The following is a 14,423-nucleotide window of genomic DNA, read 5'->3' on the forward strand; positions in this document are numbered from 1 at the left end:
TTCGCAAGGCCAGGACGTGCGTCATCATATAAATAATCTGGCTGAGATTATAATCATCCGCACCTGACAAAGGCCAACGCGCACTGCTCTGCCGAGTTGGTGACCTCTTCGGAGGCACCCAGTGATGTCGTTGGTGGTGTGGACTCTCAAGCGTGAGGTAAGGGCAATTCGTGGATGCCTTGGCACATACAGGCGATGAAGGACGTGGCACGCTGCGATAAGCATAGGTGAGCTGTGAGCAAGCTTTGACCCTATGATTTCCGAATGGGGAAACCCACCTATCCGATTAATTCTACCTGAGCTTCGGCTGGGGTAAAGTTAATTGGTCAGGTATCACTTAGCTGAATACATAGGCTTCGTGAAGCGAACCCGGCGAACTGAAACATCTCAGTAGCTGGAGGAAAAGACATCAACCGAGATTCCGTTAGTAGTGGCGAGCGAACGCGGACCAGGCCAGTGCCTGAATTTCAACTAGCAGAACGATCTGGAAAGTTCGGCCATAGCGGGTGACAGCCCCGTATGCGAAAGTGAGAATTCAGGACTCGAGTAGGGCGGAACACGTGAAATTCTGTCTGAACATGGGGGGACCACCCTCCAAGCCTAAATACTCGTATGTGACCGATAGCGAACTAGTACCGTGAGGGAAAGGTGAAAAGCACCCCGATGAGGGGAGTGAAACAGTACCTGAAACGGATTGCCTACAAGCAGTTGGAGGGCTTTTATGGCCTGACAGCGTACCTCTTGCATAATGGGTCTGTGACTTAATGTATCAAGCAAGCTTAAGCCGTTAGGTGTAGGCGCAGCGAAAGCGAGTCTGAATAGGGCGCCAGAGTTTGATGTATTAGACCCGAAACCCGGCGATCTAGGCATGACCAGGATGAAGGTGCGGTAACACGCACTGGAGGTCCGAACCGATTAACGTTGAAAAGTTACCGGATGAGTTGTGTTTAGGGGTGAAAGGCCAATCAAGCCGGGAAATAGCTGGTTCTCCGCGAAAACTATTGAGGTAGTGCCTCGCACGAACACCTTGGGGGGTAGAGCACTGGATGGGCTAGGGGGTCGCGAGATCTACCAAACCTAACCAAACTCCGAATACCCAAGAGTGATATGCGGGAGACAGACGGCGGGTGCTAAGGTCCGTCGTCAAAAGGGAAACAGCCCTGACCTACAGCTAAGGCCCCCAAATCGTATCTAAGTGGGAAAGCATGTGGGACTTCCAAAACAACCAGGAGGTTGGCTTAGAAGCAGCCATCCTTTAAAGAAAGCGTAACAGCTCACTGGTCTAAACAAGAGGTCCTGCGGCGAAGATGTAACGGGGCTCAAGATACGTGCCGAAGCTTAGGGTGTGCCACTTATGTGGTACGCGGTAGCGGAGCGTTCCGTAAGCCTGTGAAGCGATCTGGTAATGGGTCGTGGAGGTATCGGAAGTGCGAATGCAGACATGAGTAGCGATAAAGAGGGTGAGATGCCCTCTCGCCGAAAGACCAAGGGTTCCTGCGCAAGGCTAATCCGCGCAGGGTGAGCCGGCCCCTAAGACGAGCCCGAAGGGGGTAGTCGATGGGAACCACGTTAATATTCGTGGGCCTGGTGGTGTGTGACGGATCATGTGTGTTGTCTGACCTTATCGGATTGGTCAGGCTTCGAAATGGTTCCAGGAAATAGCCCCACCGTATAGACCGTACCCGAAACCGACACAGGTGGTCAGGTAGAGTATACCAAGGCGCTTGAGAGAAGTGTCCTGAAGGAACTCGGCAAATTGCCTCCGTACCTTCGGAAGAAGGAGGCCCCATATAAGCGCAAGCTCTTATGGGGGGCACAGGCCAGGGGGTAGCGACTGTTTAGCAAAAACACAGGGCTCTGCTAAGTCGGCTTCAAGACGACGTATAGGGCCTGACGCCTGCCCGGTGCCTGAAGGTTAAGTGGAGGGGTGCAAGCTCTGAAATGAAGCCCAGGTAAACGGCGGCCGTAACTATAACGGTCCTAAGGTAGCGAAATTCCTTGTCGGGTAAGTTCCGACCTGCACGAATGGCGTAACGACTTCCCCACTGTCTCCAGGACATGCTCAGCGAAATTGAATTCTCCGTGAAGATGCGGAGTACCCGCGGTTAGACGGAAAGACCCCGTGCACCTTTACTGCAGCTTCAGAGTGGCATTAGGAAGAAACTGTGTAGCATAGGTGGGAGGCTTTGAAGCATCGGCGCCAGCTGATGTGGAGCCATAGGTGAAATACCACCCTGTTTGTTTCTGATGTCTAACCTCGTTCCGTAAGCCGGAACAGGGACCCTCTGTGGCGGGTAGTTTGACTGGGGCGGTCGCCTCCTAAAGAGTAACGGAGGCGCGCAATGGTGGGCTCAGGACGGTCGGAAACCGTCTGTTAGAGTGCAATGGCATAAGCCCGCCTGACTGCGAGACTGACAAGTCGAGCAGAGACGAAAGTCGGTCATAGTGATCCGGTGGTCCCTCGTGGAAGGGCCATCGCTCAACGGATAAAAGGTACGCCGGGGATAACAGGCTGATAACCCCCAAGAGCTCATATCGACGGGGTTGTTTGGCACCTCGATGTCGGCTCATCACATCCTGGGGCTGGAGCAGGTCCCAAGGGTTTGGCTGTTCGCCAATTAAAGTGGTACGTGAGCTGGGTTCAGAACGTCGCGAGACAGTTTGGTCCCTATCTGCCGTGGGCGTCGAAATTTGAGAGGAGTTGACCCTAGTACGAGAGGACCGGGTTGAACATACCTCTGGTGTACCAGTCGTTCCGCCAGGAGCGCAGCTGGGTAGCTATGTATGGACGGGATAACCGCTGAAAGCATCTAAGCGGGAAGCCTCCCTCGAGATAAGATTTCATAGAGCCGTCGGAGACCACGACGTTGATAGATCGGATGTAGAAGTGCGGTAACGCATGGAGCTAACCGATACTAATTGCTCTATTCGCGCTTGAGAGTTCCACCATCAATGACAACACTGGGCAACCAGTCAGCCATTGCACGGTGCGGATGATTCAGCCGACGCCAGATTGCCAATCCCCTCGCCGTCGAGGGATTGGTTCGAATACCACTACAACCAGCACTCGGTGTTCCGAGAGGCTGGCAACCAAAAGCACGGTCTCGATTTTAAGAGCCCCGTCACGGCCACAAGCCACGACGGGGTACCCCACAGATAACGTGCACGCATGTCGCACCGGCTCCATTGCCTGGTGGCTATAGCGTCGGTGTCCCACCCGATCCCATCCCGAACTCGGCCGTGAAACCCGCCTGCGCCAATGGTACTATCGCTCAAGCGATGGAAGAGTAGGTCGTCGCCAGGCATTGAAGCCCGTGCGACATGCATCACGTCATCTGAACCCATTCACAATCTCATCTACCCTCCTTCGCATCAGCGAAGTGTCGCGGGGTGGAGCAGCCCGGTAGCTCGTCAGGCTCATAACCTGAAGGTCACAGGTTCAAATCCTGTCCCCGCAACCAACACCAACAACAGCCCCAGAGCCCAAGCTCCGGAGCTGTCGTCGTTTTACGGCGGATTCGCTTCCCTGCGAAGGGCTGAGCGCGCTTCAAGACTGAGCCGCTGCACCTAGAGGTCGAGCCTTGAGGCTCACGCACCGCATCGATGATACGCCGGATCGTCGGAGGCAACGGCGTCGGGCACATAGCCGAGAACGAAGGCGATCACGTCCTCGGCAGGCATTTCGCACGGTCGAAGCGCGGGGCCGGCTGCGAGCAGGTAGAGGTTGAAGCTCACGATGCCGGCGCCGTCAAGCGCCTCGCCCCAGAGCCAGCGCCGCCGGCCGTCGGGGGATGCGGACAGCGTCACGCCCCAGCGGGTTCCGCGGTACCACCCCTTGCCATAGCCGGTCGGAAGCCTGGCGATCGCGGCAAGGAAGGGCGCCGATACCCCTTTGCCCGCATCGGTCGTCACAGCGTGTCGATGACGCCACCGTCGACGCGCAACGCCGCGCCGGTCGTCGCCGACGCGAACGGAGAGGCGAGGTAGACGACCATGTTGGCGACCTCTTCCACCGTGGCGGCGCGGCGGAGGATCGAGCTGGAGCGATGCGTCGTCACGAAGTCCGCGGCGACGTCCTCGATCGGGCGGCCGCTGCTGGCGCGTTCGTCCTCCAGCATCGCCGCGACGCCTTCGGACAGCGTCGGCCCGGGCAAGACCGAATTCACCGTCACGCCGGTGCCCGCCATCCGTTTCGCCAGGCCTCGGGCGAGCGCCACGTCGGCGGTCTTGCTGACGCCGTAGTGGATCATCTCGACGGGTATATTGAACGCCGATTCCGAGGCGAGCAGCAGGAACCGGCCCCAGCGCCTGTCCTCCATGCCCGGCAGGTAGCTGCGCGCGAGGCGGACGCCCGCCATGACGTTGACCTGCCAGTGCCGGTCCCAGGTTGCATCGTCGGTGTCGAAGAAGTCGGCAGGCTGGAAGATGCCCAGATTGCTGACGACGATATCGGCCTGCGGTTCGGCTGCGAGCAGTATGTCGTGCCCGGACGCGTCGCCGAGATCCGCGACGACCCCGCGCGCGGTGCCGCCGATGCGCGCGACCGCCGCGTCGACCCTGGCACTGGTGCGACCGTTGACGACCACGGTCGCCCCAGAATCCGCCAGTCCTCTCGCGATCGCGAACCCGATGCCTTCGGTGGAGCCGGTGACGATGGCGAGCTTGCCGGTGAGATCGATGTTCATGAGGCTTGGTCCTGCTTGCTGCACGATGGCGGGCTGCGACACGAACGAACGAGGACCGGGAAAGCAGCACGACGCTTGTGCTCCGGCGCGGGGCTCGGCAGGTTGCGCGCATGAAACGCCTGCTCCCGCTGCTCCTCCTCACGGCCGCCACGGCGCCCGCGCCGCCGATCCTGTCGCCCGACCGGATCAAGGCCGATATCCGCACGCTGAGCGCGGACGACTTCCATGGCCGCGGCCCGACCCAGCCGGGGGAGGCGGTGATGCTCGCCTTCCTCGAGAAGCGCCTTGCCGATCTCGGCCTGAAACCGGCCGGCGACCGTGGCTATCGCCAGAGCGTGCCGCTGCTGCGCTGGACGCGCGCGCGAGCCAGTTTCTCGCTGACGCTCGGCGGTACGACGCGCGTGCTGACGCCCGGTGTGGAGATTGCCGCGAGTTCGCGGATCATCGGCGACGCGGCCTTGACCGACGTGCCGGTCGTGTTCGTCGGCTACGGCGTGGTCGAGCCGCGGCTGGGCTATGATCCGTACCGCGGGGTCGACGTCCGGGGCAAGGTCGTGGTGGCGCTCGCGGGCGATCCCGACGTCGAGGCGGGGCGTGATCTCGGCTTTGGCGCGCGCGCGTCCAGCCCCGCTGCCCGCACCAAGCTCGCCGAGGCACAGAAGCGCGGCGCGGCGGCGTTCTTCCAGATCCACGACACCTTCCCGTCGAGCTACCCCTGGCTGCAGCTCGCCAGGGGCGATGCGGTGCCGGGCTATGCGCTCGATGCGGGCAGCGTCCCCGCCGCGTTCGGCGTCCGTGGAACCCTGCGGGGCGATATCGGCATCGCGCTGCTGAAGCAGGGCGGACTCGACTATGCCGCGGCCAAGCGCGCGGCGCAGCGCGCCGATTTCGCGGGAACCGAGCTGAAGGGCGCACGCTTCTCTGCCAACACCAGCGTCCGGCTCGACCGCGTCGTCAGCCACAATATCGTCGGCGTGCTGCCCGGGACCGATCCGGCGGCGGGCAGCATCCTCTATGGCGCGCACTGGGACGCCTATGGCGAGAACGCGTTCGATCCGCCCGCCGACCGCATCCGCAACGGCGCGGTCGACAACGGCACCGGCACCGCGACGCTGCTTGAGATCGCACGCGCCTTTGCGGGGGCACCGCGCCCGCGTCGATCGGTGGTGTTCGCCTTGTGGACCGCGGAGGAGAAGGGGCTGCTGGGCGCGAGCTGGTATGCGGATCATCCGGCGCTGCCGCTGGCGACCACCGCCGCGCAGTTCAATCTCGATCCGCACGTCGTGCTGGGACGGACCCGCGACCTGGAGCTGATCGGCGTCGGGCGTACGCCGCTCGAGGCCGATCTTGCCCGCATCGCCGCGACACAGGGTCTGAGGATCGTGCCGGAGGAGAATACCGAGGCCGGCTGGTATTATCGCTCCGACCATTTCGCCTTTGCGCAAAAGGGCGTGCCGGGCGTGTATTTCCGAGCGGGCCGGGACCTGGTCGAGGGCGGTGCCGCGACGGGCGAGCGCATCCGGGCGCGCTACAATGCGCAATGCTACCACCAGACCTGCGACGCGTTCGACGCGCGATGGGACCTGACGGGCGCGGCACAGGAGGGGAGCGTCGCCTATGCGCTGGGTCGCGAGATCGCCGACGGGCGCGGCTGGCCGGCGTGGAACGCGTCGGAGCCCTTCGCCGCAGAGCGTGACAAGACGGCGGCCGAGCGACGCCCCTGAGCGACCGGCGCGCGGCCGTTCGAACCACCGGCGTGCCAGGAAAGCGGAACCGCCGCGGCGTTCATCCCTTCAGATGGCGGAGGATATGACCATGCCGCTGATCGATCGACGCCAGGGATTGTGGATGCTCGCCGGCGGTGCCGTGGCGACCGCGGCGCTGGGCGCGCGTGCGATGGCGCGCGCGACGCCGCCGTCGTTGCCCGCGGGGGTGCTGGCGCTGGTGGAGAAGAATGCCGGCCGGATCGCGTTCTATGCACTGCCCGACGGCACGCGGACGGGGACGATTCCCCTGGGCACGCAACCGCACGAGATCGTCGCGGACCCGGCGGGGCGGTTTGCCTATGTCGGCCATTACGGGGTGGCGAGCTGGAAGGCGCCGGGCGCCGGTGGCAGCCAGGTCTGGGTCATCGACCTGCACCAGCGCACGCTTGCCAGGACGATCGACCTCGCGCCGTTCGGCCGGCTCCATGCCGTCAGGATGGACGCACGCGGCCGGCTCTATGTCCTGTCGGAGAAGGACAGCATGCTGGCGCGCTTCGACGATCCGGCCCGCGACGAGGCGCCGTCGCGGCTGACCCCGGTGACGGGTGCGCGCAGCCATTATCTGGTCGTCCGCCGCGACGGTGCGCGCTGCTATGTCGCCGATACGCTGAGCGGCGCGGTCATCATGGTCGATCCCGAAGATATGGGCGTCGCACCGGTGCGCAAGCGGATCGGTACGGCACCGGAGGGCATGACGCTGAGCATGGACGAACGGACGCTCTACGTGATCGACCGGCCGAGCGGGGCCCTCCATGCGCTGGATGCCACGACGCTCGAGGAGCGCGCCCGGCGGGCGATGCGCGGTGAGGCGGTCCGGATCGTCACGCAGGCCGACGGACGGTTGATCGTATCGAACGTCGCGGACAAGAGCCTGTCGCGCCTGGATCCCGTCACGCTCGCCGAGCAGGACCGGCTTTCGCTCGGGGCGGGGGCGCCGGGACTGACGCTTGTGGGCGAGACGCTGTACGCCTCGCTCGAAACCGACATGGTCGCGATCGTCGATACGCGCGCATGGAAAGTCGCGGGTAGTTTCGCGACCGGTTCGGCGCCCGACAGTGCCTTGCTGATTTAGCGTTCGGCGGTCGCAGGCTGCGGATGGGTAGCCGTGCTACTTGGTCAGCCGACGAGTGCTCGGCGGAGTGCGGTGACCTCTGCATTGAGCTTGGCAAGCCGCTCTCCGGTCATGCCGGTGCGCTCCACGATCAACGGCGCGAGGCACCCGGTTTCGGCCCAGCGTTCGCGACCGAGAGGGGTCAGCGCCACGCGGACCTGGCGCTCGTCGATCGTGCCGCGGCTCCGGGTGACCAGCCCGGCGGTCTCGAGGCGCTTTGCGAGCGGGGTGATCGTGCTCGGTTCCAACGCCAGACGCTCGGCAATCGCGCCGATGCCGCAGCCCTCGGGCGTCTCGTTCAGCACCTGGAGGACGAGGAACTGGGGATAGGTGATGCCGAGCCGGTCGAGGACCGGCTTGTACGCGCGGTTGATCGCGATGGTGGCGGCATAGAGCGAGAAGCAGAGCTGGTCGTCGAGCGGAAGCGGGGCGGGGTTGGTCATGCGTAGCTCCTCGGGCCAATCATTAGCACGACGATGATTATCGCGGCAAATAGTTCTTGCGCCGCACCGCCGCTGCGCCTAATTAGTTATCGCGATAACCAAAAGGAGATGCAGCATGTCGATCGACGTCAAGTACAGCACCACGGCCACCGCAACCGGCGGTCGCGACGGCCACGCACGGTCCGACGACGGCCGGTTCGACGTCAAGCTGTCGACCCCCAAGGAACTGGGCGGCGCGGGCGGCGACGGCAGCAACCCGGAGCAGTTGTTCGCGGCGGGCTATTCGGCGTGCTTCATCGGCGCGCTGAAGGTCGCCGGCCAGCAGCTCAAGGTGAAGCTGCCCGACGACATGACGGTCACCGCGAAGGTCGGGATCGGTCCGCGCTCGGCGGGCGGGTTCGGCATCACGACCGATCTGCAGGTCGCGCTGCCCGGCATCGAGCGCGAGCAGGCGCAGAAGCTGGTCGATGCTGCGCACGAGATCTGCCCGTATTCGAACGCGACGCGCGGCAATGTCGATGTCGGGTTGACGCTGGTCTGATCGCCGGACCGTCGCCGGCGTAAGTCCGGCGGCGGTCCGACCAACACCAGCGTCGCCGGCCGCGCTGGCGTCGCGCCGGGCCGTCAACCGGCGCGTTACGATCTGAGATCGCGTGAGATTATTCTAGGCCCGACGGTGTGGTCGCAGTAAGACATCGGGCACGCCACGCGATCATCACGCCCTGCAGGTTGATTACCACTCACGATGCCGCCGCCTATCGATGACAATGGTCGCGGTGCTGCGACGTTTTCCTTCCTGGCGGGCGGGGGCGAGTGTGGCGATCTGATCGCGACGAGGGACTGGGCGCAAACGACGCTCGGTCCGCTCGACGACTGGCCGCAGAGCCTGAGAACCGCGACGGCCGTCCTGCTGCGGTCGCCCGTCCCGATCGTCATGCTGTGGGGCGAGGACGGCGTCATGCTGTACAACGACGCCTATTCGCTGTTCGCAGGCGGGCGACATCCCGAACTGCTCGGATCGCGGGTGCGCGAGGGATGGCCCGAGGTGGCCGACTTCAACGACCATGTCATGAAGGTCGGGCTGGCCGGCGGCACGCTGCACTACAAGGACCAGGAGCTGACGCTCTACCGGCACGGTCGCGCCGAACAGGTGTTCATGAACCTGGATTATTCCCCGGTTCTCTCGGAGAGCGGAGAGCCCGCCGGCGTCATCTGTTTCCTCGCCGACACCTCCGAGGGAGTGCGCAGCGAACGCGCGCTACGCGACAGCGAGGCGCGACTGCGCGAGCTGAACGAAACGCTGGAAGCGCAGGTCGCCGCGCGCGGCGCGGAGCGCGACCGGTTGTGGCGGCTGTCGCAGGACATGCTGGCGCGCGCGGACTATAGCGGCATGATGTCGGCGGTCAGCCCGGCCTGGACGCAGGTGCTCGGGTGGAGCGAAGCCGAACTGCTCGCGCGCGGCTATGGGACGTTCATGCATCCCGAAGACATGCCCGGGACGCTGGCGTCGATCGCCGCGATGGGCGAGACGCATCTGCCGGCCCGCTTCGAAAATCGCATCAGCACGCGCGACGGCGGCTGGAAACACATCGAATGGACCGTCGCACCGGAACCGGACGGGGTGAACTTCATCGCCGTCGGGCGCGACCTCAGCTACGCAAAGGCCCGCGAGGCCGAGCTCGCGCTGGCGCAGGACGCGCTGCGGCAGAGCCAGAAGATGGAGGCGATGGGCAGCCTGACCGGCGGCGTGGCGCATGATTTCAATAACCTGCTCACCCCGATCATCGGTTCGCTCGATTTGCTGATGCGCAAGGGCGTCGGCAGCGAACGCGAGCGGCGGTTGATCGACGGCGCGCTGCAATCGGCCGAGCGTGCCAAGACTTTGGTCCAGCGCCTGCTCGCGTTCGCCCGCCGGCAGCCGCTCCAATCGACCGCGGTCGATGTCGCACGGCTGGTCGACGGCCTGGTCGAGCTGCTCGGCTCGACGCTGGGGCCGATGATCGACCTGCGTGTCGACGTCGCGGCCGATCTGCCACCGGCCAAGGCGGACCCGAACCAGCTGGAAATGGCGCTGCTCAATCTGGCGGTCAACGCCCGGGACGCGATGCCGGACGGCGGCACCCTGACGGTCAAGGCGACGCGCGAGAGCGTCCGTTCGGAGGATCCGGCGGGTATCCGGCGGGGGCATTATGTCCGCATCTGCGTCGAGGACACGGGCGCGGGCATGGACGAGACCACGCTGCGCCGTGCGACCGAACCGTTCTTCTCGACCAAGGGTATCGGCAAGGGCACCGGGCTCGGCCTGTCGATGGTTCACGGCCTTGCCGCGCAGCTCGGCGGCGGGTTGTCGATCGACAGCACGCCGGGCCTGGGGACCACCATCGCGCTATGGCTGCCGATCAGCCTGACCGGGATCGAGAGCGACGAACCGGTCTCCGAAGCGCCGACCCCGGTCAAGGCGCTCGGCGTCGCACTGCTGGTCGATGACGAGGAACTGGTGCGGATAAGCACCGCCGACATGCTGATCGATCTCGGCTACGAGGTGGTGGAGGCGACGTCGGCCGAGATCGCGGTCCAGTTCATCGAGAATGGATTGAACCCCGATGTCGTCGTCACCGACCATCTGATGCCCGGCATGAGCGGCGCGCAACTCGCGCGGCTGCTCAAGGTCGACCGGCCCGACCTGCCGGTCCTGATCGTCTCGGGCTACGCGGAGGCGGACGGGATCGATCCCGATATCGCGCGGCTGACCAAGCCGTTCCGCAATGCGGAGCTGGCGACGAGCCTGGCCGCGCTGGTCCCCGGCACATCCGAATAGCGCGCGCCGACCGAAACGCGCCGGTCGCCGGACGCCAGGCGTGAACGATTTGAATGCTCAAGCGATTGAGAGGTCGAGGAGAGTCATCGATGGCCGAACCGGACAGGACGTACGCGATCACTGGCGGTTGCCGGTGTGGAGGCATCCGATACACCGTCACGACGGCGCCGCTGTTCGTGATGGCGTGCCATTGCACCGACTGCCAGCAGCAGACGTCGAGCGCGTTCTCGCTCGGAATGCCGGTCGAAAAGGACGGCTTTTCGCTGACCGGCGAGCCCGTCGCCCACCCCAAGACCGCCGACAGCGGCAACGAGAGCCGGGCCTATCGATGCCCGACCTGTGCGGTATGGACCCATACCATGACGGACGGATCGCCGGACTTGGTGATCGTGCGCCCCTCGACGCTCGACGACGCCCGGTGGGTCCGACCCGTCGCGCAGATCTTCGTCCGAAGCGCGCTGCCATGGGCGACGCTCGCCGTTCCGCACAGCTATGACGAGGAGTTCGACGATCCGTCCGGGATCGTCGAGACCTTCCGGGCATCGGGGATATTCGAGCGCGTCGCGTGACCCGCGCTACATCCTCTTTGCGCATGTGCGGATGAAGGCGGCGGTCGCCTGCGGATGCGCGACCGGCAGCATGTGACCGCCGTCCGTCATCGCGAGCGTGGCACCGGGGATCGCCGCGACCGCGGCCTTGCCGTCGACCATGGGGTCGATCACCTCGTCGTCACGACCATATAACAGCGCAACCGGGATCGTCAGCGCCTGATAGCGGGCGGCGATCTCGGCAAGGTCGGCGTCGGCGCTGGCCAGCTCGACCATCGCGGCATTGACGGACACCGGGCGGTCACCCAGTGCGCCGCCGCCACGGATCGCGAAGTCGGTCGGGACCGGATCGGGTGCGAAGATCTTGCCCCACCGCAGCCGGTAGGCCGCACGGCTGATCGGCGTACCGAAGATATGCGCGAACATCGTGCGCGCGGTGATGCCGTCCCTGATCGCCCCGGCCACCGGCGCGGGGATCGACCCTGGCGGCTGCGTCATCGGCGCCAGCAGCGCGAGGCCGCCAACCGAGCCCGGATGGTGCGTGGCGACGCCGAGCGCCACGGCGCCGGCCAGGGAATGCCCGACGAGGAGAGGGCGGTCGAGCGCGAGTCTGTCGATCAGGGCTGCGATAATCGCCGACTGGGCGAGGATGCCGGGCTGCTCTGCCGACGGCTGCGAATAGCCGGAGCCGGGGCGGTCTATGAGGATGATGCGATGGGTGTTCGCCAGCGCGTCGGCGACGCCGTACGAGAAGTTGCGGAGTTGGGCGCCGAGACCGTGCATCAGGACGATCGCGGGGCCGGCGCCGCGATCGACATAATGGATCCGCGCGCCTGCAACATCGATGAACCCGCCGTCCGGGGGCACGTCGCGTTCGATCGCCCTGGTCGTCGCGCGGGTATAGACGGCCGCGGCGGCCAGCGTCGCGGCGAGGATGCTGAGCGTCCGCCGTGCGGTCGAGCGTTTCGCGCCCTGGTCCGACACGATCCTGGATGCGAAGAACCGGCGCATGTCCGCGAGAAGAAACTCGGGCTGCTCCAGCGCGGCGAAATGGCCGCCGGCGGGCATCTCGGTCCATTGGACGATGTCGTAGGTCTTCTGCGCGTGCGACCGCGGCGGCGGCGGGAAGACCGGGTCGGGAAAGGCCGCGACCGCGGTCGGCACCGTGATCCGGGTTCCGGCGGGGAAGGTGCCCGAGCCCTCCAGCACGCGGCCGCGGTAAATCCAGGTCGAGGTCACGAACGATCCCTCGACCAGATACAGCATGATGTTGGTGATCAGCGTGTCCGCGTCGAACGCCGTCCACAGATCGGGACGGCCGTGCCCGTCGCGCGGCACGTCGGCCCACGCCCCGAACTTCTCGAGGATCCACGCCGCGACGCCGACCGGGCTGTCGGACATCGCGATGCCGAGCGTCTGCGGGCGCGAGCCCTGCTCCTGCGAATAGCCGGTTTCTTCCTTGGCGAGTTTCGCGCGCCTGGCAGCCCAGGCGAGTTCGTCGGGCTTTTTCGGTACCGCATCCTCGGCCTGGAGGATCACCATGTTCAGATGGAGCCCGGCAATCGCCTCCGGATGGTCGTGCGCCATCCATCCGCCGATCGCAGCCCCCCAGTCGCCCCCCTGGACGAGGTAGCGGCGCTGCCCGAACAGATCGACCATCAGCGCGTGCATCAGCGCGGCGGTCTTTTTCGGCCCGATCGGTGACAGCGGTCGACCCGAAAAGGCATAGCCCGGAAGCGACGGGACCACGACGTCGTGGCCATCGGCGACCAGCGGCGCGATCAGGGCCTCGAATTCGAGGATCGAGCCCGGCCAGCCGTGCAGGAGGAGGAGCGGGGGACGCGAGCCGTCGCCACGCGCATGGATGAAGTGGAGGCGCTGCCCCTGCACCTCGGCAGTGAACTGCGGCAGGGCGTTGAGCCGGCGTTCCTGCGCCCGCCAGTCGTACCGCGTCAGCCAGTGATCGACGAGCCGCTTCAGATCGGCGAGGCCGACGCCCGACCGCCAGTCGCCCGCGTCGGGCACCATGGCCCAGTCGAACGCCGCGACCTTCGCGCGAATGGTGGCGAGCCGGTCGTCCGGCACGGCGATGAGGAACGGTTCGGCCATTGCGGGGTCCTGCGGATAGTGGGGGGCGGGTCGAGAGGGTTCCAACGCGTGACTCTCGCCTGCGTTCAACACCGTTCGCGATCATGCCACACCGCTAACGCCGCCGGCCGCGTCATCCCGACCGCCGGTATGGCCGGTTGCCGGCCGCGCCCGCCTACCCACGAAAAAGGGGCCCCGGACCGTCGGTCCGGAGCCCCTCTGGTGCCACTACGTGGCGGTCGCGTGCGCTTAGAAGTGCGCGATCACGCCGGCCATCGGGCGAACCGTGTGGAAGTTGCCGGTCGTCGAGATCTCGGTGCGCAGGCGGATGCCTTCCTTCTTGACCAGGCCGTCGAGGCCCAGGGCCTTCAGGCCGACTTCGCCGCCGATGCCGTAGGAGACGCTGCCATAGTCGCGGCTGTTCTCACCGTAGCGGTCGAAATTGACCCAGCGATAGCCGACCTTGCCGTAGAACAGGCCGGTCTCGCCAGCGCGCACGCCGACGCGGCCGTGGACGCCATATTCCCAGTCGACCGAGCCGGTGAAGCCCTTGGCGACGTTGCCTTCGACGCCGACGAAGACGGGGCCGAGCGGCACGTTGACGCCCGCGACGCCCTCGACCAGGCCGCCCTTCAGACGGTTGCCGGGGCGCGACGTCGGGATGCCGGCGCCGGGGTTGCTGTCGAAGCCTTCATAGCCGCCCATGACGCCGACATACGGCTCGATCCCGAACGCGCGCGAACCGTCCTGGGTCGTGGCCGGGGCCGAATCCTGGGCGGATGCAGCGACGGGGACCAGGAACGCGGTCGCAACCGCCGCAAGAAGCAGCTTCTTCATGTACTAAACCTTTTTTGGAACGGCGGCTCCGAGTGAGCGGCCTCGGGTCTAAAAACCCGTCAGCGCGCGAAGGTTTCCCGATCAGTTGCGAAACGCTCCTGGTGTTGCATTGCGGCAACGGTCGGGA

Annotated in this window: 10 protein-coding genes, 1 tRNA gene and 2 rRNA genes; 8 read left to right on the top strand and 5 right to left on the bottom strand. The window is 65.3% G+C overall.

Features of this window, described 5'->3' with window-relative positions:
• The first annotated feature begins 147 nt into the window (after positions 1-147).
• The 3 genes from FSB78_RS00290 (at position 148) to FSB78_RS00300 (ending at position 3,461) form a co-directional block, all read left to right on the top strand.
• Positions 148-2,939: ribosomal RNA gene (locus FSB78_RS00290) — 23S ribosomal RNA — on the top strand.
• Between the two features lie 250 nt (positions 2,940-3,189).
• Positions 3,190-3,304: ribosomal RNA gene (gene rrf / locus FSB78_RS00295) — 5S ribosomal RNA — on the top strand.
• 80 nt (positions 3,305-3,384) lie between these two features.
• Positions 3,385-3,461, top strand: a tRNA-Met gene (locus tag FSB78_RS00300).
• Positions 3,462-3,588: 127 nt separating this feature from the next.
• Here the strand turns inward: FSB78_RS00300 and FSB78_RS00305 are convergent.
• Positions 3,589-3,912 (bottom strand): hypothetical protein, encoded by a 324-nt coding sequence (locus tag FSB78_RS00305; RefSeq protein WP_147078952.1) that lies wholly within the window; start codon positions 3,910-3,912, stop codon positions 3,589-3,591.
• Positions 3,909-4,685 (bottom strand): SDR family NAD(P)-dependent oxidoreductase, encoded by a 777-nt coding sequence (locus FSB78_RS00310; protein ID WP_147078954.1) that lies wholly within the window; start codon positions 4,683-4,685, stop codon positions 3,909-3,911. The genes FSB78_RS00305 and FSB78_RS00310 overlap by 4 nt, the downstream gene beginning before the upstream one ends.
• Before the next feature lie 110 nt (positions 4,686-4,795).
• On the opposite strand from FSB78_RS00310, the gene FSB78_RS00315 reads away from it, so the two are divergent.
• Positions 4,796-6,409, top strand: a complete 1,614-nt coding sequence (locus FSB78_RS00315; RefSeq protein WP_147078956.1) for a M28 family peptidase — start codon at positions 4,796-4,798, stop codon at positions 6,407-6,409.
• 91 nt (positions 6,410-6,500) lie between these two features.
• Positions 6,501-7,523, top strand: a complete 1,023-nt coding sequence (locus FSB78_RS00320; protein ID WP_147078958.1) for a YncE family protein — start codon at positions 6,501-6,503, stop codon at positions 7,521-7,523.
• A gap of 44 nt (positions 7,524-7,567) precedes the next feature.
• Here FSB78_RS00320 and FSB78_RS00325 read toward each other — a convergent pair whose 3' ends face one another.
• Positions 7,568-8,005 (bottom strand): MarR family winged helix-turn-helix transcriptional regulator, encoded by a 438-nt coding sequence (locus FSB78_RS00325; protein ID WP_147078960.1) that lies wholly within the window; start codon positions 8,003-8,005, stop codon positions 7,568-7,570.
• 115 nt (positions 8,006-8,120) lie between these two features.
• On the opposite strand from FSB78_RS00325, the gene FSB78_RS00330 reads away from it, so the two are divergent.
• The 3 genes from FSB78_RS00330 (at position 8,121) to FSB78_RS00340 (ending at position 11,392) form a co-directional block, all read left to right on the top strand.
• Complete coding sequence (locus FSB78_RS00330) at positions 8,121-8,546, top strand: organic hydroperoxide resistance protein (protein ID WP_147078962.1); 426 nt, start codon at positions 8,121-8,123, stop codon at positions 8,544-8,546.
• Between the two features lie 204 nt (positions 8,547-8,750).
• Positions 8,751-10,823, top strand: a complete 2,073-nt coding sequence (locus FSB78_RS00335; protein ID WP_147078964.1) for an ATP-binding protein — start codon at positions 8,751-8,753, stop codon at positions 10,821-10,823.
• Positions 10,824-10,912: 89 nt separating this feature from the next.
• The gene (locus FSB78_RS00340) at positions 10,913-11,392 is read left to right on the top strand and encodes a GFA family protein (RefSeq protein ID WP_147078965.1); all 480 of its coding nucleotides are present in this window, start codon (positions 10,913-10,915) and stop codon (positions 11,390-11,392) included.
• Positions 11,393-11,398: 6 nt separating this feature from the next.
• Here FSB78_RS00340 and FSB78_RS00345 read toward each other — a convergent pair whose 3' ends face one another.
• Positions 11,399-13,480 (bottom strand): epoxide hydrolase family protein, encoded by a 2,082-nt coding sequence (locus FSB78_RS00345; protein ID WP_147078967.1) that lies wholly within the window; start codon positions 13,478-13,480, stop codon positions 11,399-11,401.
• A gap of 228 nt (positions 13,481-13,708) precedes the next feature.
• Positions 13,709-14,296 (bottom strand): opacity protein, encoded by a 588-nt coding sequence (locus FSB78_RS00350; protein WP_147078969.1) that lies wholly within the window; start codon positions 14,294-14,296, stop codon positions 13,709-13,711.
• Positions 14,297-14,423: the final 127 nt, after the last annotated feature.

Source organism: Sphingomonas ginsenosidivorax, assembly GCF_007995065.1.
Classification (GTDB): Bacteria; Pseudomonadota; Alphaproteobacteria; order Sphingomonadales; family Sphingomonadaceae; genus Sphingomonas; species Sphingomonas ginsenosidivorax.

Bases quoted from the DNA above. Each gene is read 5' to 3' on its own strand.
- FSB78_RS00310 (WP_147078954.1), bottom strand. From the start codon at position 4,685: ATGAACATCGATCTCACCGGCAAGCTCGCCATCGTCACCGGCTCCACC.
- FSB78_RS00315 (WP_147078956.1), top strand. From the start codon at position 4,796: ATGAAACGCCTGCTCCCGCTGCTCCTCCTCACGGCCGCCACGGCGCCC.
- FSB78_RS00320 (WP_147078958.1), top strand. From the start codon at position 6,501: ATGCCGCTGATCGATCGACGCCAGGGATTGTGGATGCTCGCCGGCGGT.
- FSB78_RS00325 (WP_147078960.1), bottom strand. From the start codon at position 8,005: ATGACCAACCCCGCCCCGCTTCCGCTCGACGACCAGCTCTGCTTCTCG.
- FSB78_RS00330 (WP_147078962.1), top strand. From the start codon at position 8,121: ATGTCGATCGACGTCAAGTACAGCACCACGGCCACCGCAACCGGCGGT.
- FSB78_RS00335 (WP_147078964.1), top strand. From the start codon at position 8,751: ATGCCGCCGCCTATCGATGACAATGGTCGCGGTGCTGCGACGTTTTCC.
- FSB78_RS00340 (WP_147078965.1), top strand. From the start codon at position 10,913: ATGGCCGAACCGGACAGGACGTACGCGATCACTGGCGGTTGCCGGTGT.
- FSB78_RS00345 (WP_147078967.1), bottom strand. From the start codon at position 13,480: ATGGCCGAACCGTTCCTCATCGCCGTGCCGGACGACCGGCTCGCCACC.
- FSB78_RS00350 (WP_147078969.1), bottom strand. From the start codon at position 14,296: ATGAAGAAGCTGCTTCTTGCGGCGGTTGCGACCGCGTTCCTGGTCCCC.